Origin of the sequence: Sulfitobacter albidus (genome assembly GCF_018200035.1) — a bacterium.
GTDB lineage: Bacteria > Pseudomonadota > Alphaproteobacteria > Rhodobacterales > Rhodobacteraceae > Sulfitobacter > Sulfitobacter albidus.
The window spans coordinates 3,022,131-3,048,139 of the sequence record NZ_CP073581.1; the positions used below are offsets into that span (position 1 = coordinate 3,022,131).

Here is a 26,009-nt window from a genome sequence, read left to right on the forward strand (position 1 = left end):
ATGCTGGTTTGCCTGATGGCCCGCGACAAACCCGGCGCGCTGGACGTGCGCGTTGCCAACCGCGATGACCACATCGCCTATCTGAAATCCACCGACCACGTGCATCTTGCCGGTCCGCTGCTGGACACTGCGGGGCAGATGTGCGGATCAATGATCGTGCTGGATGTGCCGGACATGGCCAGGGCCGAAGCCTGGGCCGAGGCGGATCCCTACGCCCGTGCGGGTCTGTTTGAGGCTGTCAGTCTGACCGAATGGAAAAAGGTGATCGGCTGATGGCCTACTGGCTGTTCAAATCCGAACCCTCGGTCTGGGGCTGGGACGATCAGGTTTCCAAAGGCGACGCGGGCGAGGAATGGGACGGCGTGCGCAACTACCAGGCGCGCAATTTCATGCGCGAGATGGCCGTGGGCGATCTGGGGTTTTTTTATCACTCGCAGAAAGAGAAATCCGTGGTGGGTATCGTCGAGGTCTGCGCCGCGGCCCATCCCGACAGCACGACCGACGACGACCGGTGGGAGTGCGTCGATATCAAGGCCGTGCGCCCCTTTATCGAATCCGTCAGCCTGGATCAGATCAAGAGCGAGGAGGCACTGGCGGATATGGTGTTGGTCAACAACAGCCGCCTGTCTGTGCAACCCGTTAAAGAGGCCGAATGGCGGCGCATCTGCGAGATGGGAAAAACGGAAAGTGGTACGTGAAAAAGGGCTCCGGCACCCCTGCCAGAACCCCTCTCACCCCGTGTGCTCCCATAACCCACACACGTATTCGAAATCTGTTCTGGCCATCCTGGCCGTGCACCCTGAGTAGAGCGCGGATCGAAAAACTGCAAGAAAACAGTGTTTTGCATTTAGATCAAAACAAAAACGCCCGCCAGTGAGGCGGGCGTTCGGTCGGCACGGCGAGGCGTATCAGCCGTACACGGATTCCTTGCCGAAATGCTTTGTCAGCATGTAGTAGATCACCGCGCGGTATTTGTTGCGCTCGGATTTTCCGTAAACCTCGATCACCTTGTTGATCGCCTCCATCAGCTGCGGCCCATCTGCGAGGCCGAGCTTCTTGATGAGAAAGTTGTTCTTCACGGTCTCAAGCTCGGCGGGCTGGCTGCCTGCAACGGTCGAAGCGTCCGCGTTGTAGATCGACGGGCCGCAACCGATTGTCACCTTTGTCAAAAGGTACATATCCGGTTCCATCCCGCATTTGTTGCGCAGATCATCCGCGTATTTCGCGATCCACTCATCCCGTTTGCCCATCGGCCAATCTCCCTAGTCTGACGTGCAGCTGTTTGCGCTGCTGTTTGCAGCGTTACGATACGCGGACATGTGTGCAAAAGGAAATACCCCAGTTAATTTCCCCCCTGAACGGCAAAAGACCCCCGGCAAATGCCGGAGGTCTTCGGGTCTAGCCAGAGCGACTATCAGCCGTCGCTGTTTTCGTCACCATCGTCGGCGTCGTACTCATCGCCGAGCGCGGTTGTTTCTTCACCGCCATCTTCCTCCATCGCGTCCTCATTCGACGCGTTATCGGAATTTGTCATGCTGTCGGTAGCAGCCGGTGCTGCCGCAGCATTGTCGGCGGGTGCGTCAGCGTCCTCTTCCATGGTGCCGGTGGCGGCGGTGTCTGCGTCATCCTGCATAATGCTGTCGCTTGCGACATCACCCTCAGTATCCGCATTCACGTCCATGTCTGTGGAGCTTGCTGCCGCGTTGTCGGTGTCGGACATCAGCGTCGAAATGAGGGTCTCACCGGGCAGACTTTCGGCGCCGGATTCGTCAAACTCCGGGATCGCTTCAAGTTCTTCCTTCGTGCGGTCCAGAACGAACGCGGTGTAGTCTTCGTTCAACTCAAAATCTTCGAGCGGCAGCGCAACGGTATATTCACCCAGTCCAAGGAAGCCACCGATGCCGATCACGGCTTCGGGACCTTCGAGGACGTAGTCGATTTCACCGACGTCTTCGCCGTTCCCATCGATCACTTCGAAACCGATAACCTGCTCGACTGTCATCTGATCGATGCTTGTGAACTCGGGCTCAACGGGCGTGTCGATCACCTTTGGGTCGGTCGCGACGGTCTCGTTCATATCGGTAGCAGGGGCGTTTTCTGTGGCGGTCTGCGCCAGTGCGCCAGTTGCCACGAATGCCGATACTGCGGCGGTCATCATCAGGTTCTTAAACATTACTTTCTCCTTTGCTGTGCCTTCGTGAGGCTCTGGCAAAGAAACAAATATCCCCCGATCTGGTTCCCATGATTGTGATTTGACAGCCTTCGGGGTCGGCAAAATTTTGCCAACCCCGGGTTTTGATCAGTAGCGGTAATGCTCTGGCTTGAATGGCCCGTCGGGGGAGACGCCGATGTAGGCCGCCTGCTCGGGATCGAGCTTGCTGAGCTTTACGCCGATGCGGTCGAGGTGCAGGCGCGCGACCTTTTCATCCAGATGTTTCGGCAGGATGTAGACGTCGTTTTCGTAGTTGTCGCCGTTGTTCCACAGCTCCATCTGCGCGAGCACCTGGTTGGTAAAGGAAGCAGACATCACAAACGAAGGGTGGCCGGTGGCGTTGCCGAGGTTCAGCAGGCGCCCCTCGGAAAGCAGGATCAGACGATTGCCCGACGGCATCTCGATCATGTCCACCTGTTCCTTGATGTTGGTCCATTTGTGGTTCTTGAGGGAGGCCACCTGAATTTCATTGTCGAAATGGCCGATGTTGCCGACGATCGCCATATCCTTCATCTCGCGCATGTGCTCGATGCGGATCACGTCCTTGTTGCCGGTGGTGGTGATGAAGATATCGGCGGTCGATACCACGTCTTCGAGCAGCACAACCTCGAAACCGTCCATTGCCGCCTGAAGCGCGCAGATGGGATCAACTTCGGTGACTTTGACGCGCGCGCCGGCGCCCCGCAGGGACGCGGCGGAGCCTTTGCCCACGTCGCCGTACCCCATGACCACGGCGACCTTGCCTGCCATCATCGTGTCGGTGGCGCGGCGGATACCGTCAACCAGCGATTCCTTGCAGCCGTATTTGTTGTCGAATTTCGATTTTGTCACAGAATCGTTCACGTTGATCGCCGGGAATGGCAGGCCGCCGGATTTCTTGAGATCATAGAGGCGGTGCACACCGGTAGTTGTTTCCTCGGAGACGCCCTGGATCTGCTCTTTCATCTTGGTGAACCAGCCGGGGGAGGCTTCCATGCGCTTGGCGATCTGCTTTTGGATCACCTCTTCCTCTTCAGAGGTCGCGACGCCGAATTCTTCGCCGCCTTCGATACGCGCGCCCAGCAGGATGTAGAGGGTGGCATCGCCACCGTCGTCGAGGATTAGATTTGGCCCCTCGTCGAACATGAAGGATTTGTCGAGGTAATCCCAATGCTCCTCAAGGCTCTGACCCTTGATCGCAAACACGGGTGTGCCGCCCGCAGCAATGGCCGCGGCGGCGTGGTCTTGTGTCGAGAATATGTTGCAAGAGGCCCAGCGCACGTCAGCACCAAGGGCCACAAGCGTCTCAATCAGAACAGCGGTCTGAATGGTCATGTGCAGGGACCCAACGATCCGCGCACCTTTAAGCGGTTTTGCGGCGCCGTATTCGTCGCGCAGCGCCATCAGACCGGGCATTTCGGTTTCGGCTATGTCGAGTTCCTTGCGACCGTATTCCGCAAGGGAGATGTCTTTGACGATGTAGTCGTTGGCCATGTCGGCGCTCCTTCAATCAGGTATGAAGGGCGCATATCACCGAGGGATGCAGGGCGCAAACGCGGTTAGCTGTCGTTGCGTGCCTCAAGTGCTGCCAGCAACTGCTCGGCATCGCGGTCCGGCGACCAGTTCTCACCGGTGGCTTCCACACACGCATTACCGTCCGCGAGGGTGCGCACCAGTGTCCATGTGCCCGACGCGTCCGAAACCCACAGACGTGTATTGTCCTGCGACGGTCCTGCGACAGGTGCTTCGCCGTACCAGTCAATCAGCGACGATTGCATTTCAGCGGCGGGCATGCAGACGTCCTGTGCGACGGCGGCGGTGCCAAGGGTCGTTACGGTCAGTGCGGTTGCGATCAGCGTTTTCATTGGTGCCTCCTTGATGTCGAGGTAACCTCCAATAAGATGCCGAAGTTCCTGAAAAAGTTTTGGGAACCTTTTGGCCTTTCGCGGAAACAGAGGTGCATCGTGGCGCAAAAACCAAGGGCGTGGCAGCGGATGTTGTCGGGGCGCAGGCTGGATCTTCTGGACCCGACGCCGGTGGATATCGAGATTGAGGATATTGCGCATGGCCTTGCTTTTGTGGCGCGCTGGAACGGGCAGACGCAGGGGGATTTCGCCTATTCCGTGGCTGAACATTCCCTGCTGGTCGAGACGATATTCGCCCGTATCGCGCCGAACGCGCCGGTGAAATGGCGGCTGGCCGCGCTGCTGCACGATGCGCCGGAATACGTGATCGGTGACATGATTTCCCCGGTGAAAGCCGCCGTTGGCCCCGGCTACGGCGCGCTGGACGAGCGGTTGGAAGCAGCAGTGCATATCCGGTTTGGCCTGCCCGCAAAGGTGCCAGCGGCGGTCAAGAAACAGATCAAACGTGCGGACCGTGTCAGCGCCTGGATGGAGGCCGTGCAGATTGCCGGTTTCTCGGAAGCGGAGGCCGACAAGTTCTTTGGACGCCCGGACCCGGCCCTGCGCGAGGGGCTGCACATCCGCCTGCGCCCCCCGGTCGAGGTCCGCGCCGATTTCACCGCACGACACGCAGCCCTTCTGAAGGAAATGCCATGATCCACGTTCGCCCTGCGATGCCGCTCGATGCGGGCTCAATCGCGAAACTGCTCAATGAGATCATCGAGATTGGTGGCACCACGGCGCTGGTCGAAGCCGTGACCGCCGAGGACATGCGCGCCTCAATGGCCGCGGAGCCTGCGCGGTCTGCCTGGCACGTGGCGCTCAACGAGGCGGAGCAGGTGGTGGGATTTCAGTGGATTGCGCCCAGCGATCAGCTGCCGGTGGACGCTGCCGAAATCGCGACGTTCGTTCAGGTCGGGCAGACGGGCCTGGGGATAGGATCCTCGCTGTTTTCGGCCACGGCAAAAGCGGCAAAGCGGTTGGGCTATGTCTGGATTCGCGCCAACATCCGTGCCGATAACGACGGCGGGCTGACCTACTATCAAAGCCGGGGCTTTCGGGACTATGACGTCATCGAAGGGTACGAACTTGCCGACGGCACCACCGTCGACAAAAGGCTCAAACGCTATGACGTGTGACGCGCACGCGCCTTAGCGCGGGCTGCGCTTTGCCAAAATCCGCTGGAGCGTCCGGCGGTGCATGTTGAGCCTGCGCGCCGTTTCAGACACGTTGCGATCACACAGCTCATAGACGCGTTGGATATGTTCCCAGCGCACTCGATCCGCGCTCATCGGGTTTTCGGGCGGCGGGGGTAGATCATCCCCTTTGGCCAAAAGCGCGTTGGTGATATCGGTCGCGTCGGCGGGTTTGGAAAGATAATCCGTCGCGCCGATTTTGACCGCGGCGACGGCCGTGGCAATCGCACCATAGCCCGTCAGCACGACGACACGGGATTCGGGCCGCTTTTCGCGCAGCACCTCGACCACGTCTAGGCCGTTTCCATCTTCCAGCCGCAGATCACACACGGCGTAGGCCGGGGGCCGGGCCGAGGCGATGGCCTTCCCCGCCGCAACGGAATCGGCGGTTTCGACTTCAAAGCCGCGTTTCTCCATCGCCTTGGCGAGGCGACGCAGAAATGGCTCATCGTCGTCCATCAGCAGAAGCGATTTATCGGGGCCGAGATCGTAGGTCTGTTCAGCGGTCATGGCGGGCGTGCCTCATTTATTCAATTCACTGTTTGAACAGAGATATGGCGCGCCACGCGGCGTTTTCAAATCACCCGACAAAGCACGCCAGCCGGTCGGCCAGCTGCTCGGGCGACAACTCGCGCCGGAAGAAATCGACGAACCCGTCCTCCGGAGTCACCAGGTAGCTGAAGGTCGAATGATCCACGAGGTATTCGTCATCTACCGGGGGATGCGCCTTGTAGTAGGTGCGGTAGGCCTGGGACGCTGCGGCGACCTGTTCCGGGCTGCCGGTCAGGCCGATCATTCTCGGGTGCATCGCCTCGGCAAAATCACCGACAACTTCTGTCGTGTCGCGGGCGGGGTCGACAGTAATGAAAACGGGTGTGACAGATTGTCCGCGCGCCTCGAGAATCTCGATTGCCTGCGCGTTGCGGTCCACGTCAAGCGGGCAAACATCCGGGCACATGGTGTAGCCGAAGTAGATCAGCGTGGGCTCTGTGATGACGTCAGCGTCTGTGACGGTCTCGCCCTCGGCGTTGACCAATTCAAACGGCCCACCCAGCGCGCCGCCCGCGACCTGACCGGCGCGGCACTCTGCATATTGATCGTCACCTGACTGGCTCATCATGGTAAAGGCGATCAGGGCGGCACCAGTGATGACAACGGCGACGATTGCGGCGATACGGACCATTTGAACTCTCCTGCGGCTGCGCGCATGCGCGCGATTGTGGATGAATTGCCGCAGATCTAGGCTAGGTTCAGCAGGATCGAAAGTCACAAACGAGTGGGGCGCGCAGATGACGCAGCCGATGATCAGACCGACGAGCGAGCGCACACGGGCCAACTGGATCCGCCTGCGCACCATGATCGTGATCCGGTGGGTGGCAATTGCCGGGCAGCTGACGGCCGTTCTGGTCACTCCGCCGCTGTTCGGGATCGACCTGGAACTGGGATGGTGCCTGTTCGCCATTGGCGCCTCGGTCATCGGAAACCTGATCGCGGGCTTCGTCTTTCCCGAAAACAAGCGCCTGTCGGAAGCGGAGAACATGGCGATGGTCATGTTCGATCTGGTTCAGTTGAGTTTTCTTCTGTTCCTGACGGGCGGGCTGAACAATCCGTTTGCGCTTTTGCTTCTGGGTCCGGTCACGATTTCAGCCACGGCGCTGAGCCTGCGGGCCACGCTGACGCTGTCGGCGATGGCGATTATCAGCGTGACGGTTCTGGCGGCGTTTCATCTGCCCTTGCAAACGAATGCGGGGGATGAGCTGCGCATTCCGGGGCTGTTCGTCTTTGGGCATTGGATCGCGCTGGTGATCGGTGTGGTCTTTACCTCCGCTTATTCGCGCCGCGTCACGTCGGAAATACACATGATGGCCGACGCCCTTGCCGCGACCCAGATGGCGCTGGCAAGGGAGCAAAAGCTGACCGACCTCGGCGGTGTGGTCGCCGCCGCCGCGCACGAGCTGGGCACACCGCTGGCCACGATCAAACTGGCGAGTGCGGAACTCGTGCAGGAGTTGCGGGATAAACCGGACCTGCGCGAGGATGCGGCGCTGATCGTCGAACAGACGGACCGTTGTCGGGATATACTGCGCGACATGGGCCAGGCCGGGAAAGACGATCTGCATATGCGTCAGGCTCCGCTTATCACTGTTGTCGAAAGCGCAGCCGAGCCGCATCTGGAACGCGGGAAGGACGTCATCATCTCTCTCAACGAAGACGATGGCCCCGCAAGCGACCAACCTGCAATCCTGCGCATGCCCGAAATCATACACGGTCTGCGCAACCTCGTTCAGAACGCGGTCGATTTCGCCGATACCACGGTCTGGATCGAAGCGCGGTGGAGCGAAACGTTCATCACCCTGCGGATCGTGGATGACGGACCAGGCTTTCCCAGCGGAGTTCTGGGACGCATTGGCGATCCCTTCATGAGCCGCCGCAAAAGGGGCAAACTGCGCGGACGCCGCCCCGGGTATGAAGGCATGGGCCTTGGCCTGTTCATCGCCAAGACCTTGCTGGAGCGGACGGGAGCCGTGCTTCGCTTTGCCAACGGGACCGATGAGACGGCCCACATCGGTGCTATTGTCGAGGTTCGTTGGCCGCGGGCGCGGATCGACGCGCATGGCGCGCAGGACGCCCGCATCGATAAGCCCAACCGTCGGATCGATTTCAACGCAGCCGCACGGACGGGTGGTTAACACTTTGTTAATGTCTTGAACGGCACCGTGAAAGGCGGGTTGGTCTGGGACTGGATATCATCTTGCTGGACGTTTTGATAAGTATCTCTTTTTCTATCGTATTGATATGGATTGTCTTTCGATGGATCTCGCGATCGGAAATGCCACCGGCTGAAACTGCCGATCCCCCCCATGAAGAGGCGGCGATTCTTTTTCGGGAGGGGGTTGTCGAACATGCCAGCCCCCTTGCGGCGCGGGCGTTTCCGCTGATCCCCGGCCATCAGGAATGGGGCGATCTGCGGGAGATATTTCAGGATCGGTTTCCCGGTTTCCCCGCCACCCAGGATGAAGTTACGTCAGATCCGATATATCTGACGGGCGGGCCGCACGCAGCAGGAGAGGCTGCGACGATAGAACGGGTCGGCAAAAGCATCCGGCTGACCTTGACCGTCCCACATACCGGCGCCGAAGACTTGCCCCCGGAGATCCTCGAAGAGCTGAGCACCCTGCGGTTGCTTGCGGCGGTGGACCCCTGTGCCGCATGGTGTGTCGATGCGTCGGGCGATGTCGTCTGGAGCAACCCAGCACACGACGCCCTGCGGGCTGCAATGCGCGACCCGCCAGAGGATCCGCTGGTGCCACTGATCCCCGCGGACGCCGACCTGTCAGCGCGGCATTGCATCGCGCTTTCCGGCAGCGCCGATCCGATCTGGCTGCAACTTGAGCGCCACGAGAAACAAAACGGCGCACTTTTTGTTGCATCAAACGAGACACGGGTCGTGACGGCCGAGGAGGCACGCCGTGATTTTGTGCAGACGCTTTCAAAAACATTCGCGCATCTGCCGACCGGGCTCGCGATCTTCAACCGAAGCCGACGGCTTATGCTGTTCAATCCCGCACTTGCGGATCTGACGGGTCTGCCGATCGAATTCCTGGGGCCGCGCCCGACGATCGACACGTTTTTCGACACACTGCGCGAAAGACGTCAGATGCCGGAGCCGAAGGATTACATCGGCTGGCGCCAACGTGTGAACGACATGGTCAGCGCCGCACAAAGCGAGGGATTTGAAGAGACATGGGTATTGGAAAGCGGGCAAACCCTGCGGGTCAAGGGTCAACCCTACCCCGACGGGGCGCTCGCATTTCTCATTGAGGATATCAGCGCCGAAGTGTCGTTGACACGGAATTTCAGGACAGAGCTGGAACTGGGTCAAAACCTTCTCGATACATTCGAAGATGCCATCGCGGTTTTTTCCCAAGCAGGGCTGCTGACTTTCTCCAACCTTGCCTACGACAGGATGTGGGGCTTTGACGGGGCGCTTAGCTTTGCTGATGTGACGATCCACGATGCTGTGGACCTGTGGCGCGCGCAAACCGAAAATCGCGTGAACTGGCAGCGGTTGCGGGAGACGGTTCTGACCTTTGGCGAACGCGATGGTTTCGATCTGACAGTCAAAAGGACCGGCGCACCGGAACGGCAGTGCCGCGTGACCCCACTGTCTGCGGAGGCGACGCTGGTACGCTTTTGCACACCTCCGTCAGTCCCGGCGTTGCCTGTCCCTTTACAGATGCACGAATAGTCCCTTTTCGGGGAGACTTCCGCGCTGTAGCAAGGCGCTATGCCAACGCAAAAACACCACTTTTCCAGCCCAGACGAGACTGCCGCGTTCGCACGGCGCATCGGCGCGCGTCTGACCGCCGGGGATACCCTCCTGCTGACCGGCGATGTAGGCGCGGGTAAGACCCATTTTGCGCGGTCCTTGATACAGTCCCTGCTTGAGACGCCAGAGGATGTGCCGTCACCCACGTTCACTCTTGTTCAGACCTACGACAGCCCCGTCGCCGAGATCTGGCACGCCGATCTCTACCGGCTGAGCGATCCGTCCGAGATCGAAGAGCTGGGCCTTCGGGATGCATTTGACACGGCAATCTGCCTTGTCGAATGGCCCGACCGGCTGGGCGATCTGCGGCCCGCCAACGCGCTGGACATCACCCTGAGCCCCGGCGATGGTGAGACCGATCGGCACATGACGATTGCGTGGGATACAGGACTGTGGGAACAGAAACTTTGCGATGGGATGCCATGACCGACCGCGCCGAACGCATCACCACTTTTATCGCTGCTTCAGGTTGGCAAGGGGCTGAGCGCGCGTTTCTCGCCGGGGATGCATCGAACCGCCGCTACGACCGGCTGATCGCTGCGGACGGGCGCAGCGCCGTCCTGATGGATGCGCCCCCGGAAAAGGGAGAGGACGTGCGCCCCTTCATCGCCATTGCAACCCACCTCGCGGAACTGGGCCTGAGTGCACCAAAGATATTCGCCAGCGATCACGATGCGGGGCTTTTGCTGATCGAGGACCTTGGCGACCGATTGTTCAAACCGGTCATCGCCGCGGATCCTGCGCTCGAAGAAACGCTTTATGCAGCTGCGGTAGATGTCTTGACCGTTTTGCACCGCGCGGAACCGCCTTCGGGGTTGGCACCCTACGACACGCCGCTTTTGACGCAATACGCGGCCCTTGCCTACGACTGGTACGCCTTCGCCCGGACCGGCGCCCGCGACACGGCGGCACAGGCTGATTTCGAAGCCGCGTTTGCGCCATTGATGGCCGGACTGTCGCATGGACCGCAGGTATTGGTTCAACGCGATTACCACGCGGAGAACCTGTTGTGGCTGCCGGATCGGTCCGGGGTGGCGCGCGTGGGCCTGCTGGATTTCCAGGACGCCTTGTTGGGACATCCGGCCTACGATCTTGTCTCGATCCTTCAGGACGCACGCCGCGACGTACCGCGACAGATTGAGGATGCGATGATCGCCCGCTATCTCGATCAAAACCCGCAAGACCCCGAGCGTTTCCGCGCCGATTATGCCTTGCTGGGAGTGCAGCGGAACCTGCGGATCATGGGTGCCTTTGCCCGGCTGTGTCTGCGGGACGGAAAACCCGGATACGTTGATCTGATGCCGCGAGTCTGGGAGTTTGTGGAACGCAACCTTGCCCACCCTGCCCTTGATTCCGTGGCAAAGATTGTGCGCGAAACCCTTCCATCCCCGACGCAGGAGCTGCGCGATCTGATCCGAAGCAAGGTCGCATGAGCCTGCCCGTGCTGCTCTTCGCTGCGGGGTTTGGCACCCGCATGCGGCCCCTGACGAATGATCGACCAAAGCCGCTGATCCCGGTCGCCGGTCGTCCACTGATTGATCATACGCTTGATCTTGCACACGCGGTGGCGCCGCCGCGCATCGCTGCCAACCTGCACTACAGGGCCGAAATGTTGCAGGCACATCTTGAGCCTCTCGGCGTGAGATGCGTGATCGAAGCCCCCGCTATCCTTGAGACAGGTGGCGGGCTGCGCAATGCGCGCGATGCGCTGGGCACCGGGCCGGTGGTAACGCTGAATACCGACGCGATCTGGAAAGGGCCAAACCCCGTCGCCGCCCTGCTTGCCGCCTGGGATCCCGAAAAAATGGATGCGCTGTTGATGGGCGTCCCGCCGACGCGGGCGCTGGAGCACGCCGGCGCGGGAGACTTCACGCGTGCACCGGACGGGCGGCTTACACGCGGACCCGGGCTGGTCTTTGGCGGGGCGCAGATCATCAAGCCAGAGGGGCTGGACGCATTTGCCGAGACGTCATTTTCGCTGAACCTGCTGTGGGACAGGATGCTCGCCGAGGACCGGCTGTTTGGTCTGCAATACGAGGGGCACTGGTGCGATGTGGGTCATCCCGGCGGTATCGCCACGGCGGTGGGTTTGATAAATGACACTCTTTGAAGCCGCGGACGCGCCGCGCGTCTTTGGCGTAGCGCCGGGTGTCGATTTCCCCGCAGCGCTGATCTCTGGGCTTGAGGCACGCAGCCTGGGACAGCCGCCCGAAGCGCTTGCGCGCGTGGATCTGATCGTGAACACGGAGCGTATGGCGCGCCGGTTGCGGCAGTTGTTCGAGGACGGGCCGCCACGCCTGCTCCCGCGCATTCGGACCATCACCGATCTGGGCACGTTGTTGCCGCAGGTCGTAGTGCCGCCCGGCACCTCCGCGTTGCGGCGGCGGTTAGAGTTGATCCGCCTGATTACGGGTCTCATGGCGCAGTCGGAGACGATCACCCCCAGTACGTCGCTCTACGATCTGGCCGACAGCCTTGCGGGCCTCATTGATGAGATGCAGGGCGAAGGGGTCACGCCGGAAGATATTGCCGCGCTGGACGTGAGTGACCAATCGGGCCATTGGGAGCGGGCGAAACAATTCCTTGGTATCGTGCAGACCTATTTGCAGGAGACCGAAGCGGCCCCGGATACCGAAGCGCGCCAGCGTTTGCGCGTCGCCGGCATCGCGGCAGCCTGGGAGGCAATCCCGCCCGCGCACCCGGTCATCATCGCAGGCTCTACAGGATCGCGTGGGACCACGATGATGTTGATGCAGGCAGTTGCGCGGTTGCCGCAGGGGGCGCTGGTGCTCCCCGGTTTCGACAGCGACATGCCTGCGGATGTCTGGGCGGCGCTCGACGATCCGATGATGTCCGAAGACCATCCGCAATACCGCTATCACAAGCTGATGCGCGATCTTGGGGCGTCTGCCAATGCTGTCAGGAACTGGCATGATGTCACGCCGCCCGCTCCGGCGCGCAACAGGCTGGTATCGCTTTCGCTACGCCCCGCACCGGTCACGGATGCCTGGCGCATCGAGGGGCCCGGCCTGGGTGATCTGACTGCGGCGGTGACCGACATGACGATGGTTCTGGCCGACACCCCACGGGCCGAAGCGTTGGCGATTGCCCTGCGCTTGCGCCGCGCGGCGCAGGACGGGCAGACCGCCGCCCTTATCACCCCCGACCGGATGCTCAGCCGCCGGGTGACGGCAGCGCTTGACCGGTGGGGGGTATTACCGGACGACAGCGCGGGAACCCCGCTGCACCTCTCGCCGCCCGGTCGTTTCCTGCGCCATATTGCGGGCCTGTTCGCCAAACGGATGGATGCGGAGATGTTGCTGACGCTGCTCAAACATCCGCTTACCCACTCGACCGCGACACGCAATCTGCACGTCCTTCATACCCAGCGGCTTGAACAAGCGATCCGTCATCGGGGCTTGCCCTACCCCACCGGTGACACGCTGCGCATGCTGGTCGATACGGAAATGGCGGACACAGGGTTCGCGGCGTGGATCACGTGGATCTGCGAGAGCCTGCTGGACAAATGGCAGACCGGAGAAGCGGCACTGACCCACTGGACAGCCGAACACCTGCGGCTGGCCGAAGCGGTCGCAGCAGGTGTCGGGGGCGATACCGCCCACGGGCTGTGGCAGCAGCGCGCGGGTGTCGAGGCACAGCGCGTCATGGCGGAGCTTTTGGCCGAAGCCCCCTACGGCGCGGATCTGGATGCAACCGATTATGCTGATCTGGCCGGTGCTCTGATCGCAGCGGGCGAGGTGCGCGACCGTGACGCGCCGCATCCCGGTATCATGATCTGGGGCACGCTTGAGGCCCGCGTGCAAGGCGCCGAGCTGGTCATCCTCGGCGGTCTTAATGACGGCACGTGGCCCGAAGCGCCGCCACCCGATCCATGGCTCAACCGCAAGATGCGCCATGACGCGGGGCTGCTGTTGCCCGAACGTCGGGTCGGGCTGGCCGCACATGACTACCAGCAGTCAGTCTGCGCGCCGCAGGTCTGGATCACCCGCGCAATCCGCTCGGAGGATGCGGAAACGGTGCCGTCCCGCTGGATCAATCGGCTGGAAAACCTGATGAAGGGCTTGCACGGTCAGGGCGGGGCAGATGCTTGGTCGGCGATGGCCGCACGCGGGCAGATATGGCTCGATCAGGCGCGTGCGCTTGAGGCCGCGGCGCCACTACCCCCGGCGCGACGCCCCTCACCGCGCCCACCCGTGGCTGTACGCCCGCGCAAGCTTTCAGTAACGGAGATCAAGACGCTGATCCGCGACCCCTACGCAATCTACGCGAAACACACGCTTGGCCTGCGCGCCCAGCGCCCGCTTGTGCAGTCGCCCGATGCATTGCTGCGCGGAGTTACGCTGCACACGATCCTTGAACGGTTTGTGAAATCGGTCGTATCAGATCCGACGCAGCTGAGCCGCGACGCGTTCCTGGATACCGCCGGGGCGGTTCTGGCGGAGGATGTCCCCTGGCCCACCGCCCGCGCGCTTTGGCATGCGCGCATCGCCCGTGTCGCCGACTGGTTTCTGGAGCGCGAGGCCGCCAGGCTTGCGAACGCGCGCCCCATCGCATTCGAACGTGACGCGATGGGCACGCTGGAGATCCCCGAGATCGGTTTTTCGCTGCACGGCGTTGCCGACCGTATGGATCAATCCGCCGATGGTGCCGTGCAACTGTATGACTACAAGACCGGAAAACCGCCCACATCGCCGCAGCAGAAACTGTTCGACAAACAGCTCTTGATCGAGGCGGCGATGGTCGAACAAGGCGCCTTTCCCGCCGTGGGCGTGGCGCCGGTGTCGCGCGCGGCGTTCATTGGGATGGGCAGGAACCCGCACGAGGTCGACGCGCCGCTGGACGAGGAGCCGACCGCAGACGTGCTGGCCGATCTACGCGCCCTGTTGACCCGCTATCTCGACCCCGCGCAGGGGTTCACAGCCCGGCGCATGATGGAGATGGAGAGCTTTGCCGGGGAATTCGACCAGCTGGCACGTTTTGGCGAATGGGATGCGACCGATACCTCGAACCCGGAGGATCTGACATGAGCCTGCCCGATTGGAATGACGCCACCCGCGCCCAGATCACGGCCGCGCAGCCGCGCGTGTCGACATGGCTCAGCGCGAATGCAGGGTCGGGCAAGACGCGGGTACTGACCGACCGGGTGGCGCGACTTCTGCTCGATGGGGTCACGCCGCAGCATATCCTGTGCCTGACCTACACCAAAGCTGCGGCGAGCGAGATGCAGAACCGGCTGTTCAAACGGCTGGGCGCCTGGGCGATGATGCCCGACGACGATCTGCGCGAGACGTTGCGCGATCTGGGGATTCTGGATGAGGTCACCCCCGAAGAGTTGCGCCGTGCGCGCACGCTTTTTGCCCAAGCGATAGAGACACCCGGCGGCCTGAAAATCCAGACGATCCACTCTTTCTGCGCGGCATTGCTGCGTCGTTTTCCTCTTGAGGCGGGCATCTCCCCCAATTCACAGAGATCGAAGAGCGCGCCGCCGAGCTTTTGCGTGCCGAGGTGGTCGATGCCATGGCGGACAGCGCCGACGCAGCCCTGGTGGCCGGTCTGGCGCAATTCTACACCGGGGAGGACTTTGCCGGGCTGACCAAGGAAATCGTCGGCAATCGCAGCGATTTTCAGGAGACCCCGGACCTGATTGCTCTTTTCGGCGCGCCGCCCGATCTTGATGCTGAGGCGCTGGCGCGCGACGTGATGGACGAAGCCGTCGCGCGTTGGATGCCGGAGGCGATTTCGGTATTCGCACGACAGAAACAGTCGACGATGCACACACTCGCTGACCGCTTGCGGGCGATTGATTTTACCGCACCGAACCTCGCGGAGCTGCAAAAACTTGAGACAGCGTTGCTGACAAAAACCGGCACCATCAATTCCAAGATACCGACCAAGGATGCCGCTGCCGATCTAGGCCCTATGCTGTCGGCGTTCGAGGATCTGATCGCTCGCACCCACGCGGCGCGGGATCCTCGACTCGTCGCGCAGGCCATCGCCCGCAGCACGGCATTGCACCGTTTTGCCGGGCCCTTCCTTGCACGGTATGAAGCTGAGAAGGCCAAACGCGGCTGGCTGGATTTCGACGACCTGATCCTGCGGGCGCGGGCGTTGCTGACCGATCCTCGTGTGGCCGCCTGGGTTCTTTACCGTATCGACGGCGGGATAGATCATATCCTTGTGGACGAGGCGCAGGATACCTCCCCCCGGCAATGGGACGTGATCGAGCGTTTGGCGGATGAATTCACGTCGGGCGAGGGCGCGCGGGATGCAGGCGCGCGCACGCTGTTTGTCGTGGGGGACAAGAAGCAGTCGATCTATTCGTTTCAAGGCGCCGACCCGCGCGAATTCGACACCAAGCGGGGTGTTTTCCAAGACCGTCTTACCGGTGCGGAACTGACGTTTCAGAGCCTCAGTCTGGATTATTCCTTCCGCTCCTCCCCGGCGATCCTGCGCGCGGTCGACGCAACCTTCAACACTGAGCCTGAGCCGCGCATGGGCGCGCCGCTTCACCATATCGCTTTCAAGGACCGTCTGCCCGGTCGTGTCGATATCTGGCCGATGGAGCCGTTGACGGAGAAACCAAAAGACGACAGCCACTGGACCGACCCCATCGACCGTGCCAGCCCACAGGACGCAAAGGTCATCCTCGCCGATCGGATCGCGGCGCAGATCCGGCATCTGATTGACAGCGAGGAGACGATCCCGGACGAAGTTGGCGGGCGGATGGTGCGCAGGCCGATCCGGGCGGGGGATTTCCTGATCCTTGTTCAGGGGCGCAACGCAGGATCCGCCGTATCGCTGTTTCGGGAGATCATTCGCGCCTGCAAGGTGGCGGGTCTGCCCATTGCGGGCACGGACCGCCTGAAAGTCGGCGCTGAGCTTGCGGTGCGGGACATTCGCGCCCTGCTGTCGTTTCTTGCCAGTGCGGATGATAGCCTGTCGCTGGCGACGGCGTTGCGCTCTCCGTTGCTTGGCTGGTCCGAGCAGGAGGTATTCACGCTTGCACACGGGCGGGACGGGACGCTGTGGCAGCGGTTGCGGGGCCAGACCGATCTGCATCCGCAGACCCTTGAGACACTGCGCGATCTGCGGGGGCAAATTGATTTTCTGCGACCATTCGATCTGATCGAGCGTTTGCTGACGCGCCACGACGGACGACGGCGGCTGTTGGGTCGACTGGGCGCCGAGGCCGAGGACGGGATCGACGCGCTGCTCGCGCAAGCGCTTGCCTATGAGCAGACATCGATCCCCAGCCTGACCGGGTTTCTGGAGTGGCTGCAGGCCGATGACCTTGAGATCAAGCGGCAAATCGACAGCGCCTCGGATCAGATCCGCGTGATGTCGGTACACGGGGCGAAGGGGCTTGAAGCGCCGATCGTGATCCTGCCGGATACCGCGATGCGACCCGAAAGGCTTAACGCTGATCTTGTGTCGCTCGACGGGGTGCCGATCTGGAAACCCGCCGCGGAAGATGTGCCCGCGGTCCTGCAAGATCGACTTGATGCGGCAAAGGATACCCTGCGGGAAGAGCGGCTGCGCCTTTTGTATGTTGCGATGACACGGGCCGAGAAATGGCTGATCGTGACGGGCGCGGGCAAGGGCGCGAAGGATGGCAGTGATTGGTATCAGACGATCGAGGCCGCGATGCCGCATCTGGGGGCATTTGACTTTACCGAAGGACACGTCAGCGGACAGCGCCACGAGGAGCCCGGTTGGTACGATCTGCCACTGGTGTCCCCCGCGATAAAGACCACGCCCGATGTCACGCTGGATCCAATATTCACCGTCGCTGCCCCTGCCCCGCCGCAGCGCCCCGAAACGCTGACCCCAACGGGACTGGGCGGCGACAAAGCCCTTCCCGGCGACACAGGGCGCGATGAACACACCGCGCTGCGCTATGGTGGCTATGTGCATCTGTTGCTGGAACATTTGCCCGCGATCCCCGGCACGGACCGTGCGGCAGCCGCAAACGCGCTGATCCCCGACGACCCGCTGGCGGCAGAGGCGCTGGCGGAAGCGACGCGCGTTCTGGAAACGCCCGCCCTCGCGCCGCTTTTCGCCCCCGCGACCCTGGCCGAGGTCGCCGTGAGCGCACGGCTCGACGGCACACCGCTCTACGGCCTCATTGACCGGCTTATTGTGACAGATAGCGACGTTCTGGCGGTTGATTTCAAATCAAATCGCGTGGTGCCGGATACGCCAGATGCCTGCCCCGAAGGGATCCTGCGTCAGATGGGTGCCTACGCCCATGCCCTGGCGGCGATTTATCCCGATAAATCGATCCGCACGGCGGTGCTGTGGACTGGTACTGCCCAGCTGATGGAATTGCCGCCCGAACTCGTCACGTCGGCGTTACAGCGACGGCCCCTCCTTGACGGGGCGGGGGGGCGTTCTTAGGTTCGCACGATCACGCAAGACACCACCCCATTCCCAAGCTGGAGAACACCATGGCCACCGTTGCAGTCACAGACGCTACTTTTGACACCGAAGTCAAAAATTCCGACATTCCCGTTGTCGTGGATTTCTGGGCCGAGTGGTGCGGCCCCTGCAAGCAGATCGGCCCCTCGCTCGAAGAGCTGTCGGCCGAGATGGACGGCAAGGTCAAGATCGTGAAGGTCAACGTAGACGAAAACCCGAATTCCCCCGCCCAAATGGGCGTGCGCGGGATCCCGGCGCTGTTCATCTTCAAGGACGGTCAGGTTGTGTCCAACATGGCAGGCGCGCGCCCCAAAGCAGCCCTGCAAAGCTGGATCGAAGAGTCGATCTGAGCCCTTCCTTGAATGTCCCGATCAAAGGCGCCGCATCGGGCGCCTTTTTTCATGTCAGCCAACCGAAACGGCGGAACCGAGCGGCGATCCGTTCTTTGGCATCCTCACGGCCCGCGTTGATGCAGTTGAGCTGCCAGAACCAGTGGACATAACCCGCGTAATCAGGGCAATGATCCGCCACTATAGAAAAGCTCTCTGCAAGATCCGTTAAGTCTGCAAGTACGCAGATGTGGTGGAAATCGATCTTTGCGAACAGCAGGCTGGGTTTTTCAAAGAACATGGCATTGAACGCCACAGAGGAATTTTGCGTTACGACGAAATCACATGTCCGCAACGCTTCCTCCATCCCGCCACGCTGGACTGTCAGATGATCGTTTTCCCGCTCCAGCCGTTTGAGCGTGACATTCTCAGAAGGTGAATAGCTTTCCTTGGGATGCAGACCCACGACGATGCGACGCCCGCCCGCGTGTGTCAGACAATGCTCAAGCATGCTGATGGGGCTGCATTGCTGAAAACTGCGATGATCCCTCAAGCGTCCCTGCAACGGGACATAGATAAATCCATCGCGGCTTGTCTTTGTTGGTCCGGTTCCGAACAGATGGGTTTGCCAGCGTTTGAAAAAGCCACCGGCGCCTTCGGCTGCGCCAGGAAAGTCGGCCTGCGCCGTGTCCCAATCCCATCGCTCCGCACTGCGTTCAATCTGCCAGAAGGGGTAATGGTAAACCCTTCGGAAAAGAAGGCCGCCCACGTCTCGGGGCGCCTTCATATGGCTGAGCGTCGCGCCGCGCGGCTCGGCACCAAAGACGTCAAAGCCGACGACGATCCCCGCATTGTTTAAAACCTCCGCGACCTTGGCGATGAAATTATGGCGGCCCTCAATCGCACTGTTGCGCAGGGACGGCTCCATCAAAAAGGTAACATAATTTGGGGGGTTCATACACATACGCTATCCTGTGCGCGGAAGCACAACAAGGGCTACCCTTGTCCCTCTCGTACCCGGAGGCCATATAGGGCGCAGCACCGCAAGGAGAGCGCAGATGGCAAAGAACGAATTTCCCGGATGGCACGGCACCACGATAATCGGGGTGCGCAAGGGTGATGAGGTTGTCGTGGCCGGCGACGGCCAGGTCAGCCTTGGCCAGACGGTGATCAAAGGCACAGCGCGCAAGGTGCGCCGACTGTCGCCCGGTGGCTACGATGTTGTCGCGGGCTTTGCCGGATCGACCGCCGATGCCTTCACCCTGTTGGAGCGGCTGGAGGCGAAGCTTGAAGCGACGCCCGGACAGCTGGCCCGCGCGAGCGTAGATCTGGCAAAGGACTGGCGCACGGACAAATACCTGCAAAAGCTTGAAGCGATGCTGATCGTGACAGATGGCACGGATCTGTTTGTGATCACCGGCGCGGGTGACGTGCTGGAGCCGGAGCATGACATCGCCGCCATCGGATCGGGCGGGAATTTTGCGCTCGCCGCCGCACGCGGCCTGATCGAGAGCGACCGCGATGCCGAAACGGTAGCGCGCGATGCGATGGCGATCGCCGCTGATATCTGTGTCTACACCAACGGAAACCTGACCGTGGAGAAGATTTCCAAATGACCGACCTCACACCCCGCGAAATCGTTTCCGAGCTTGATCGCTATATCATCGGGCAGAACGACGCCAAACGCGCCGTCGCCGTCGCACTGCGCAATCGTTGGCGCCGCAAGCAGCTGGGCGATGATCTGCGCGACGAGGTCTATCCCAAGAATATCCTGATGATCGGGCCCACCGGCGTCGGTAAGACCGAAATCAGCCGCCGGCTTGCGAAGCTTGCGCGCGCGCCGTTCCTGAAGGTCGAGGCGACAAAGTTCACCGAAGTCGGCTATGTCGGGCGGGATGTGGAGCAGATCATCCGCGATCTGGTGGATGCCGCCATTGCCATGACGCGCGATCACATGCGCGAGGACGTCAAGGCAAACGCGCAGGCCGCCGCCGAAAACCGCGTGATCGATGCGATTGCCGGGCCGGATGCGCGCGAAGGCACGCGTGAGATGTTTCGCAAGAAACTGAAAGACGGGCAGCTCGACGATACCGAGATCGAGCTGGAGGTCGCGGACACCTCCAATCCCTTCTCCGCAATGGAAATCCCCGGCCAGCAAGGCGGCATGGGGATGATGAATCTTGGCGATCTGTTTGGCAAAGCCATGGGCGGGCGCACCACCAAGAAACGGATGAAAGTTTCTGCGAGTTATGACGTTTTGATCGGAGAAGAAGCAGACAAGCTGCTGGATGATGAAACCGTTACCCGCGCCGCGATCGAGGCGGTGGAGCAGAACGGGATCGTATTCCTCGACGAGATCGACAAGGTCTGCGCGCGCAGCGACGCGCGGGGTGGAGATGTCAGCCGCGAAGGTGTGCAGCGCGATCTGCTGCCACTGATCGAAGGCACAACCGTTTCCACCAAACACGGGCCCGTAAAAACCGACCACGTGCTGTTTATCGCGTCGGGTGCGTTTCATATCGCAAAGCCGTCTGATCTGCTGCCAGAACTCCAGGGCCGTCTGCCGATCCGGGTCGAGCTGCGCCCGCTGACCGAAGAGGATTTCGTGCGCATCCTGACGGAGACCGATAACGCGCTGACACTGCAATACACCGCGCTGATGGGCACCGAAGATGTCACAGTCACGTTCGAACCCGATGGGATCAAGGCGCTCGCGCATATCGCGGCAGAGGTGAACCAATCCATCGAAAACATCGGTGCCCGCAGGCTCTATACGGTGATGGAACGGGTGTTTGAGGAGCTATCGTTTACGGCACCGGACCGCGCGGGCGATACAGTGGTAGTGGATGCCGCTTTTGTCGACACACACCTGGGCGAGCTGACAAAATCCACAGATCTCAGCCGATACGTCCTGTAACGGCTTTTCAATTCTGCCCGTGCCTGCAACAGATCGGGCATGGGCTATATCCGATTTCTCATCGACAACCGGTTGTTCCTGCTGGCCGGATTTCTGCTGACCTTTACGTCGTCCTTCGGGCAGACCTATTTCATCTCGCTGTTCGCGGGTGAGATCAAGGGCAGCTTTGGCTTGACCGACGGCAGCTGGGGGCTGGTCTATACGATCGCCACGACCGCCTCGGCGCTTACGATGATCTGGGCCGGTGCGTTCACGGATCGGTTTCGGGTGCGGCAATTGTCGTTTTGGGTGATGATCCTGCTGGCGCTGGCCTGTGTGGCGATGTCTGTGGTGCCCACGGCGCTATTGCTGATCGGGGTGATCTACATGCTGCGGCTGATGGGGCAGGGGATGCTGTCGCAACTGGGTGCAGTGGCGATGTCGCGCTGGTTCATCGCGACGCGGGGCCGTGCGCTTTCGCTGGCCTCGATGGGGTTTGCAGTGGGACAAGCGGCGCTGCCCGTGGTGTTTGTCGCGCTGTTGGTAAGCCTTGACTGGCGACTGCTTTGGCTGATTGCCGCGGTTTGCATCGTGGCCGTGATCCCGGTGATGCAGCTGCTGCTGAAACAGGAACGCACCCCGCAGTCCATGGCGCAAAGCGACGAAAGCCTCGGGATGCAGGGCCGTCATTGGACCCGTGCAGAGATGCTCCGCCACCCGCTGTTCTACACGCTGATCTTGCTGGTGCTTGGTCCGTCGGCCTGGGGAACGGCGCTGTTTTTTCAGCAGGTGCATCTCACAGAGGTCAAGGGCTGGAGCCTTGGCGCCTATGTCGCGCTGATGCCGATCTATACGGCAGCGTCGATTGTGTTCACCTTCGCAACCGGTTGGGCGATTGATCGGTTCGGCGTGAAATGGATCGTGCCGTTTCAAATGGTGCCCTTCGGGGTCTCCTTTCTGGTGTTGGCCTACGCCGATACGATTGCGATGGCCGGAGTTGGTCTGGTCATTTTCGGAATAGGGCAAGGAATGCAGGGGACGGCGACCGCCGCTTTCTGGGCCGTTTTCTACGGCACGCGGCATCTGGGCGCGATCAAGGCGGCAGCGACGGCATTGATGGTCTTTGGCTCTGCCATCGGGCCGGGAATTACCGGGGCCGTGATCGACTACGGCATTGATTTTCCCGGGCAAATGATCCCGATTGCAGGGTTCTACTTTGTCGGGGCCCTGATTGCCGGGGCGGGCGTACTGCGCTACCAGCGGGATCTGCCCACTACCGTTGTCGCCTGAGATAGACGTAGTAGGCACCGCCGCCACCGTGGCTGATATGCGCGGGTGTCACCTGCAACACAACTGATTTCAACGGCGGTGTCTGGAGCCATTGCGGCACCTGATGGCGCAGCACGCCAAGCCGTACGGGGATCGGGCCACCGTCGTCGCGATGCTTCCCCTTTCCCGTTACAACAAGCACAAGACGTTTGCCTTGCGCATGTGCCTTCATAACAAATCCTGTCAGCATGGGATGTGCACGATCCAGCGTCATTCCGTGCAGATCGAGCTTCCCCTCGGGGCGTAACTTGCCACGCTTAAGCTTGCCGTAGGCCTTGGCATCCATCTGCACCGGGGCGCGGCGCAGCTGATCGGAAACGGATGGTGCCAGATTGTGTCCGGGGGCCGCTTGGCGCCCTTCGGGTTTCCCCAGCAGTGCGGCCTTTGATCGCTTGAGTGTCTTGGCGTCAGGGCGCGACACTGGTGTCGGCATGCCAACATCGGGATCAAATCGCGCGGCCTCCAGATCTGATTTCCGCATTCGTTCGGTTCGCGCGGTCACACGCTCCCACAACTCCTGGTCCTCGGCGCTGAGTCGACGGCGTTTCATATCGCGCTTTCCGGCAGCAGTGCATAGGCGCGCTGAATTGGCATGAGGACAAGCAGCCTGCCCGGATCGCGTAGCTGGCCCGCTGCACGCCCCGCGCCATCCCCGGTGCCAAAAAAGACATCCGCCCGTTGTGCCCCCTTGATCGCCGATCCGGTATCCTGCGCAATCATCAAACGCCGCAACGGTTGCTTTCCGTCCTTTTCGATCCAAACGGGCGCGCCCAACGGGATGAAGGCGGGATCAACCGCGACGCTGCGCATCGTCGTGATTGAACGGTTCATCGCGCCCAAGGGACCGCGATCCGCTGGCACTTTGCTTACCTCGCGAAAAAACACGTAGGACGGATTGTGATAGAGAAGCTCCTGCCCCTCGACCGGGTTGCGGCGTACCCAATTCTTGATCACCGTTGCGCTGACCTGGTGGGGCTCATAAACGCCACGGCGCACCAGTTCTTGCCCGATTGAACGGTAGTCGTGTCCATTCGATCCACGATACCCGACGCGGATGGCGGTCCCGTTCGGAAGGCGGATCCGGCCTGATCCCTGAATCTGGAGAAAGAACAATTCGACCGGATCATCGACATAGGCAATGGCAAGGCCACGCCCCTGCATCACGCCGCTCTCAAGGATATCGCGACGGGTCAGCCACGGACGGTTCTGGCGTGCCTCAAGGGGCATTTTGTAGACAGGATAGCGATAGCGCGCGGTTTGAGAGAGAGAGCCGTCAAGCTCAGGCTCAAAATATCCGGTAAAGAGGGCAGGCTTGCGATCATCAATCAAGACGGGGCGGAACAGCAACTCGAAAAACGCGCGCGGTTCGGGCTCCGTGCGCGCGTAACGGCAGATCGCCTGCCAATCGGGATCCTTCATATCGCCGCAGGTGTTCAGGAAGGTTGAAAACGCGGCTGCGTGATCGTCCTCGGCCCAACCATCAAGCTGATCGAAAGACAGAATATCGTATGAAACCTCAGACGCCAAAGGCCCCGCCATCAGCGAGGCCAGTGTTGCAAGGACCACAAACCATGCCGTCCTTAGCCGTCTGTGGAAACCAATGACCAATTCGGATCGTCCGAGCCCATGATACGCGCGAAAACCCACGTATCCTTTTGCTTTTTCACGTCGGTAAGACTGCCTTCGACAACTTCTCCCGCACGGTCGCGCACGGCAGAGGTCAGCTCTGCCACATAGCGGATCGTCATCTCGGCCTCGTTCGTTTCGGGATCAATTGTCACATTTTCCAGCTGCATCTCACGCACGCCGTAGAATTCCGCTTCGATTGTGAGGCCCTGATCCTCGCGGGCCGCGACACCGTCGACAAAGCTTTCATAAATGTCTTCCGACAGGAATGGCTTGATCTGATCCAGCTCGCCCCGTTCAAAACCCATCACGATCATCTCATAGGCCCCCTTGGCACCGCCAAGGAAGTCGGTGACGTTGAACGACGGCTCCAGCCGCTTCATCTCCGCCAATGCGCGCGCCTGTGCGGTGCCCTCGTCGAAATGATCGGTGATGTCGAGGTCAGGACCGCCCTCGATCACTTCAAAGGCGGGACCCTTGCGTTCGGCAGGCTGCTGCGGCAACGGCGGTTTTTCAAACCCCTCCCGCGTCCCCAAAACGTTTTTCAGCCGCAGGATCAGGAAAACCGCAATGGCGGCAAGCACCAAAAGCTGGATAAGCGGCGAATTCATAGGCACCTCATAGGGGCTGGGCGTGGAAACAATGTATCGAGGACCTTATGTAGGGTGTGCAGGGGGCCAAGTCCACCATACGCCCCCATGAAAGGAGCCCTAGCTATGTGGCTATTAATCGCATTCATCGCCGTACCGCTGATCGAGATCGCGCTGTTCATTCAGGTTGGCGGGTTCATCGGGCTCTGGCCGACGCTGCTGATTGTCCTTCTTACCGCCGTTGCCGGCACGTATCTTGTCAAATCACAGGGACGGCTTGCGCTGAGCCAGGTGCAGGACTCGTTCTCAAAGGTGAGCGACCCGACCGAACCTTTGGTGCACGGGGCGATGATCCTGTTCTCGGGGGCGCTGCTGTTGACGCCGGGATTCTTTACCGATGCCGTCGGCTTTTCGTTGCTTGTACCTGGCGTAAGGTCGGCCGCTTACCGTGCAATCCGGGCGCGCGTGAAGGTGAATAGCTTTGCAGCGGGTCAAACCGGGCCTCGGCCGCATCCACACCACGGCGGCACTCAGGGGGATGTTATTGACGGCGAATTTACCGAACTCCCCGATGATGATGAACCACGCGGTGGTTCAGGTTGGACGAAACACTAATCCGTTGAGGGGGTCCAAAACGTCTGCTAAGCCTGCGTGATTGATATTCACCTCCCAAACAGGAGCGACATTATGGCCGAGGCCGACGCAGCACCCCAGCAATCCAAACCACCGCAAATGCGGGTCATGGGGCAATTTGTCCGTGACATGTCCTTTGAAAACATCATGGCGCAAAAGGGTGCGCCATCCGATGTGCAGCCCGATGTGCAGGTTCAGGTGAACCTCGACGCCAAAAAGCGCCAGACAGAGAACCAGTTTGAATCCGCGATCAAGCTGACAGTGACCTCAAAGGCGAAAGACGGTGATGCAACACTTTTCGTGCTTGAGATCGACTATGTCGGTATTTTCCACATCGAGGATGTGCCAGAGGATCAGCTACACCCGTTCCTGTTGATCGAATGTCCGCGCATGATCTTCCCGTTCTTGCGCCGCATCGTCAGCGATATCACCCGCGATGGTGGTTTCCCGCCGCTGAATCTGGAAAACATCGACTTCATCCAGCTTTACCGCAACGAAATCGCCCGTCGGCAGGCCGAAAACACCCCGCCACCTGCGGACGCGTGA

General features: G+C 61.0%; 26 protein-coding genes and 1 pseudogene. 17 read left to right on the plus strand and 10 right to left on the minus strand.

Going from position 1 to position 26,009, the window contains the following annotated elements; genetic code table 11:
* Together KDD17_RS14750 and KDD17_RS14755 are read left to right on the plus strand one after the other, a co-directional pair.
* The gene (locus KDD17_RS14750) at window positions 1-273 is read left to right on the plus strand and encodes a YciI family protein (RefSeq protein WP_212704349.1); all 273 of its coding nucleotides are present in this window, start codon (window positions 1-3) and stop codon (window positions 271-273) included.
* The gene (locus KDD17_RS14755; protein ID WP_212704350.1) at window positions 273-698 is read left to right on the plus strand and encodes an EVE domain-containing protein; all 426 of its coding nucleotides are present in this window, start codon (window positions 273-275) and stop codon (window positions 696-698) included. The genes KDD17_RS14750 and KDD17_RS14755 overlap by 1 nt, the downstream gene beginning before the upstream one ends.
* Window positions 699-908: 210 nt before the next feature.
* Here KDD17_RS14755 and KDD17_RS14760 read toward each other — a convergent pair whose 3' ends face one another.
* The 4 genes from KDD17_RS14760 to KDD17_RS14775 form a co-directional block, all read right to left on the minus strand.
* Complete coding sequence (locus tag KDD17_RS14760; protein ID WP_212704351.1) at window positions 909-1,250, minus strand: DUF2853 family protein; 342 nt, start codon at window positions 1,248-1,250, stop codon at window positions 909-911.
* A 164-nt stretch (window positions 1,251-1,414) separates the two neighbouring features.
* The gene (locus tag KDD17_RS14765) at window positions 1,415-2,173 is read right to left on the minus strand and encodes a hypothetical protein (RefSeq protein ID WP_212704352.1); all 759 of its coding nucleotides are present in this window, start codon (window positions 2,171-2,173) and stop codon (window positions 1,415-1,417) included.
* Window positions 2,174-2,299: 126 nt separating this feature from the next.
* Window positions 2,300-3,685: an adenosylhomocysteinase gene (ahcY, locus tag KDD17_RS14770; protein ID WP_212704353.1), complete on the minus strand. Its 1,386-nt coding sequence runs from the start codon at window positions 3,683-3,685 to the stop codon at window positions 2,300-2,302.
* 65 nt (window positions 3,686-3,750) lie between these two features.
* On the minus strand, window positions 3,751-4,056 hold the full coding sequence (locus tag KDD17_RS14775) for an S-adenosyl-L-homocysteine hydrolase (protein WP_212704354.1): 306 nt from the start codon (window positions 4,054-4,056) through the stop codon (window positions 3,751-3,753).
* A gap of 99 nt (window positions 4,057-4,155) precedes the next feature.
* On the opposite strand from KDD17_RS14775, the gene KDD17_RS14780 reads away from it, so the two are divergent.
* Together KDD17_RS14780 and KDD17_RS14785 are read left to right on the plus strand one after the other, a co-directional pair.
* The gene (locus tag KDD17_RS14780; protein WP_212704355.1) at window positions 4,156-4,752 is read left to right on the plus strand and encodes an HD domain-containing protein; all 597 of its coding nucleotides are present in this window, start codon (window positions 4,156-4,158) and stop codon (window positions 4,750-4,752) included.
* Entirely contained in the window at window positions 4,749-5,234 is a 486-nt protein-coding gene (locus tag KDD17_RS14785) for a GNAT family N-acetyltransferase (protein WP_212704356.1), read from the plus strand. The genes KDD17_RS14780 and KDD17_RS14785 overlap by 4 nt, the downstream gene beginning before the upstream one ends.
* 12 nt (window positions 5,235-5,246) lie before the next feature.
* On the opposite strand, the gene KDD17_RS14790 is transcribed toward KDD17_RS14785, so the two are convergent.
* Entirely contained in the window at window positions 5,247-5,801 is a 555-nt protein-coding gene (locus tag KDD17_RS14790; RefSeq protein ID WP_212704357.1) for an ActR/PrrA/RegA family redox response regulator transcription factor, read from the minus strand.
* 70 nt (window positions 5,802-5,871) lie between these two features.
* A complete protein-coding gene (locus KDD17_RS14795; RefSeq protein WP_212704358.1) occupies window positions 5,872-6,474 on the minus strand; it encodes an SCO family protein in 603 nt (200 codons plus the stop codon).
* 106 nt (window positions 6,475-6,580) lie between these two features.
* Here KDD17_RS14795 and regB point away from each other — a divergent pair, with 106 nt between their 5' ends.
* The 8 genes and pseudogenes from regB to trxA all read left to right on the plus strand — a co-directional run bounded on the left by regB (window position 6,581) and on the right by trxA (window position 18,410).
* Window positions 6,581-7,981 carry a sensor histidine kinase RegB gene (gene regB, locus KDD17_RS14800; RefSeq protein ID WP_212704359.1) on the plus strand — a complete coding sequence of 467 codons (1,401 nt, stop codon included), beginning with the start codon at window positions 6,581-6,583 and terminating at the stop codon, window positions 7,979-7,981.
* Between the two features lie 62 nt (window positions 7,982-8,043).
* Window positions 8,044-9,540 (plus strand): PAS-domain containing protein, encoded by a 1,497-nt coding sequence (locus KDD17_RS14805; RefSeq protein ID WP_212704360.1) that lies wholly within the window; start codon window positions 8,044-8,046, stop codon window positions 9,538-9,540.
* Between the two features lie 39 nt (window positions 9,541-9,579).
* Complete coding sequence (gene tsaE / locus KDD17_RS14810) at window positions 9,580-10,047, plus strand: tRNA (adenosine(37)-N6)-threonylcarbamoyltransferase complex ATPase subunit type 1 TsaE (RefSeq protein ID WP_212704361.1); 468 nt, start codon at window positions 9,580-9,582, stop codon at window positions 10,045-10,047.
* A complete protein-coding gene (locus tag KDD17_RS14815; protein WP_212704362.1) occupies window positions 10,044-11,054 on the plus strand; it encodes an aminoglycoside phosphotransferase family protein in 1,011 nt (336 codons plus the stop codon). The genes tsaE and KDD17_RS14815 overlap by 4 nt, the downstream gene beginning before the upstream one ends.
* Window positions 11,051-11,731: a nucleotidyltransferase family protein gene (locus tag KDD17_RS14820; RefSeq protein ID WP_212704363.1), complete on the plus strand. Its 681-nt coding sequence runs from the start codon at window positions 11,051-11,053 to the stop codon at window positions 11,729-11,731. Before KDD17_RS14815 ends, KDD17_RS14820 begins: the two co-directional genes overlap by 4 nt.
* The gene (addB, locus tag KDD17_RS14825) at window positions 11,718-14,669 is read left to right on the plus strand and encodes a double-strand break repair protein AddB (RefSeq protein WP_212704364.1); all 2,952 of its coding nucleotides are present in this window, start codon (window positions 11,718-11,720) and stop codon (window positions 14,667-14,669) included. The genes KDD17_RS14820 and addB overlap by 14 nt, the downstream gene beginning before the upstream one ends.
* Window positions 14,666-18,039: pseudogene (gene addA, locus KDD17_RS14830) on the plus strand (double-strand break repair helicase AddA). Before addB ends, addA begins: the two are co-directional and overlap by 4 nt.
* Before the next feature lie 50 nt (window positions 18,040-18,089).
* The gene (gene trxA / locus KDD17_RS14835; RefSeq protein ID WP_212704365.1) at window positions 18,090-18,410 is read left to right on the plus strand and encodes a thioredoxin; all 321 of its coding nucleotides are present in this window, start codon (window positions 18,090-18,092) and stop codon (window positions 18,408-18,410) included.
* Window positions 18,411-18,459: 49 nt separating this feature from the next.
* Here trxA and KDD17_RS14840 read toward each other — a convergent pair whose 3' ends face one another.
* On the minus strand, window positions 18,460-19,317 hold the full coding sequence (locus tag KDD17_RS14840; RefSeq protein WP_254796814.1) for a hypothetical protein: 858 nt from the start codon (window positions 19,315-19,317) through the stop codon (window positions 18,460-18,462).
* 130 nt (window positions 19,318-19,447) lie between these two features.
* Between KDD17_RS14840 and hslV the strand changes: the two genes are divergently transcribed.
* Genes hslV through KDD17_RS14855 form a run of 3 tightly spaced genes read left to right on the plus strand, consistent with a single transcriptional unit; the run spans window position 19,448 to window position 22,575 of the window.
* On the plus strand, window positions 19,448-20,005 hold the full coding sequence (hslV, locus tag KDD17_RS14845) for an ATP-dependent protease subunit HslV (protein ID WP_254796815.1): 558 nt from the start codon (window positions 19,448-19,450) through the stop codon (window positions 20,003-20,005).
* Window positions 20,002-21,306, plus strand: coding sequence for an ATP-dependent protease ATPase subunit HslU (gene hslU, locus KDD17_RS14850; protein ID WP_212704367.1), 1,305 nt, complete (start codon window positions 20,002-20,004; stop codon window positions 21,304-21,306). The genes hslV and hslU overlap by 4 nt, the downstream gene beginning before the upstream one ends.
* Window positions 21,307-21,345: 39 nt before the next feature.
* On the plus strand, window positions 21,346-22,575 hold the full coding sequence (locus KDD17_RS14855; RefSeq protein ID WP_212704368.1) for an MFS transporter: 1,230 nt from the start codon (window positions 21,346-21,348) through the stop codon (window positions 22,573-22,575).
* Here KDD17_RS14855 and KDD17_RS14860 read toward each other — a convergent pair.
* The 3 genes from KDD17_RS14860 to KDD17_RS14870 are packed head-to-tail and all read right to left on the minus strand — an operon-like array spanning window position 22,559 to window position 24,851.
* Entirely contained in the window at window positions 22,559-23,164 is a 606-nt protein-coding gene (locus tag KDD17_RS14860) for a Smr/MutS family protein (RefSeq protein WP_212704369.1), read from the minus strand. The genes KDD17_RS14855 and KDD17_RS14860 overlap by 17 nt on opposite strands.
* Complete coding sequence (gene mltA / locus KDD17_RS14865; RefSeq protein WP_212706264.1) at window positions 23,161-24,153, minus strand: murein transglycosylase A; 993 nt, start codon at window positions 24,151-24,153, stop codon at window positions 23,161-23,163. The genes KDD17_RS14860 and mltA overlap by 4 nt, the downstream gene beginning before the upstream one ends.
* 41 nt (window positions 24,154-24,194) lie before the next feature.
* Complete coding sequence (locus tag KDD17_RS14870) at window positions 24,195-24,851, minus strand: Tim44/TimA family putative adaptor protein (protein ID WP_212704370.1); 657 nt, start codon at window positions 24,849-24,851, stop codon at window positions 24,195-24,197.
* Window positions 24,852-24,956: 105 nt separating this feature from the next.
* Here KDD17_RS14870 and KDD17_RS14875 point away from each other — a divergent pair, with 105 nt between their 5' ends.
* Window positions 24,957-25,445, plus strand: a complete 489-nt coding sequence (locus KDD17_RS14875; protein WP_212704371.1) for an FxsA family protein — start codon at window positions 24,957-24,959, stop codon at window positions 25,443-25,445.
* A 72-nt stretch (window positions 25,446-25,517) separates the two neighbouring features.
* Window positions 25,518-26,009 carry a protein-export chaperone SecB gene (gene secB / locus KDD17_RS14880; protein ID WP_212704372.1) on the plus strand — a complete coding sequence of 164 codons (492 nt, stop codon included), beginning with the start codon at window positions 25,518-25,520 and terminating at the stop codon, window positions 26,007-26,009.

What these genes read in the sequence shown, in the direction of transcription:
- hslV (WP_254796815.1), top strand. Translation starts at nt 19,448, where the DNA reads ATGGCAAAGAACGAATTTCCCGGATGGCACGGCACCACGATAATCGGG.
- tsaE (WP_212704361.1), top strand. Translation starts at nt 9,580, where the DNA reads ATGCCAACGCAAAAACACCACTTTTCCAGCCCAGACGAGACTGCCGCG.
- KDD17_RS14785 (WP_212704356.1), top strand. Translation starts at nt 4,749, where the DNA reads ATGATCCACGTTCGCCCTGCGATGCCGCTCGATGCGGGCTCAATCGCG.
- trxA (WP_212704365.1), top strand. Translation starts at nt 18,090, where the DNA reads ATGGCCACCGTTGCAGTCACAGACGCTACTTTTGACACCGAAGTCAAA.
- KDD17_RS14755 (WP_212704350.1), top strand. Translation starts at nt 273, where the DNA reads ATGGCCTACTGGCTGTTCAAATCCGAACCCTCGGTCTGGGGCTGGGAC.
- hslU (WP_212704367.1), top strand. Translation starts at nt 20,002, where the DNA reads ATGACCGACCTCACACCCCGCGAAATCGTTTCCGAGCTTGATCGCTAT.
- KDD17_RS14795 (WP_212704358.1), bottom strand. Translation starts at nt 6,474, where the DNA reads ATGGTCCGTATCGCCGCAATCGTCGCCGTTGTCATCACTGGTGCCGCC.
- KDD17_RS14815 (WP_212704362.1), top strand. Translation starts at nt 10,044, where the DNA reads ATGACCGACCGCGCCGAACGCATCACCACTTTTATCGCTGCTTCAGGT.
- regB (WP_212704359.1), top strand. Translation starts at nt 6,581, where the DNA reads ATGACGCAGCCGATGATCAGACCGACGAGCGAGCGCACACGGGCCAAC.
- secB (WP_212704372.1), top strand. Translation starts at nt 25,518, where the DNA reads ATGGCCGAGGCCGACGCAGCACCCCAGCAATCCAAACCACCGCAAATG.
- KDD17_RS14760 (WP_212704351.1), bottom strand. Translation starts at nt 1,250, where the DNA reads ATGGGCAAACGGGATGAGTGGATCGCGAAATACGCGGATGATCTGCGC.
- KDD17_RS14840 (WP_254796814.1), bottom strand. Translation starts at nt 19,317, where the DNA reads ATGGAGCCGTCCCTGCGCAACAGTGCGATTGAGGGCCGCCATAATTTC.
- ahcY (WP_212704353.1), bottom strand. Translation starts at nt 3,685, where the DNA reads ATGGCCAACGACTACATCGTCAAAGACATCTCCCTTGCGGAATACGGT.
- KDD17_RS14820 (WP_212704363.1), top strand. Translation starts at nt 11,051, where the DNA reads ATGAGCCTGCCCGTGCTGCTCTTCGCTGCGGGGTTTGGCACCCGCATG.
- KDD17_RS14870 (WP_212704370.1), bottom strand. Translation starts at nt 24,851, where the DNA reads ATGAATTCGCCGCTTATCCAGCTTTTGGTGCTTGCCGCCATTGCGGTT.
- addB (WP_212704364.1), top strand. Translation starts at nt 11,718, where the DNA reads ATGACACTCTTTGAAGCCGCGGACGCGCCGCGCGTCTTTGGCGTAGCG.
- KDD17_RS14765 (WP_212704352.1), bottom strand. Translation starts at nt 2,173, where the DNA reads ATGTTTAAGAACCTGATGATGACCGCCGCAGTATCGGCATTCGTGGCA.
- KDD17_RS14775 (WP_212704354.1), bottom strand. Translation starts at nt 4,056, where the DNA reads ATGAAAACGCTGATCGCAACCGCACTGACCGTAACGACCCTTGGCACC.
- KDD17_RS14860 (WP_212704369.1), bottom strand. Translation starts at nt 23,164, where the DNA reads ATGAAACGCCGTCGACTCAGCGCCGAGGACCAGGAGTTGTGGGAGCGT.
- KDD17_RS14875 (WP_212704371.1), top strand. Translation starts at nt 24,957, where the DNA reads ATGTGGCTATTAATCGCATTCATCGCCGTACCGCTGATCGAGATCGCG.
- KDD17_RS14855 (WP_212704368.1), top strand. Translation starts at nt 21,346, where the DNA reads ATGGGCTATATCCGATTTCTCATCGACAACCGGTTGTTCCTGCTGGCC.
- mltA (WP_212706264.1), bottom strand. Translation starts at nt 24,153, where the DNA reads ATGGCGGGGCCTTTGGCGTCTGAGGTTTCATACGATATTCTGTCTTTC.
- KDD17_RS14790 (WP_212704357.1), bottom strand. Translation starts at nt 5,801, where the DNA reads ATGACCGCTGAACAGACCTACGATCTCGGCCCCGATAAATCGCTTCTG.
- KDD17_RS14750 (WP_212704349.1), top strand. Translation starts at nt 1, where the DNA reads ATGCTGGTTTGCCTGATGGCCCGCGACAAACCCGGCGCGCTGGACGTG.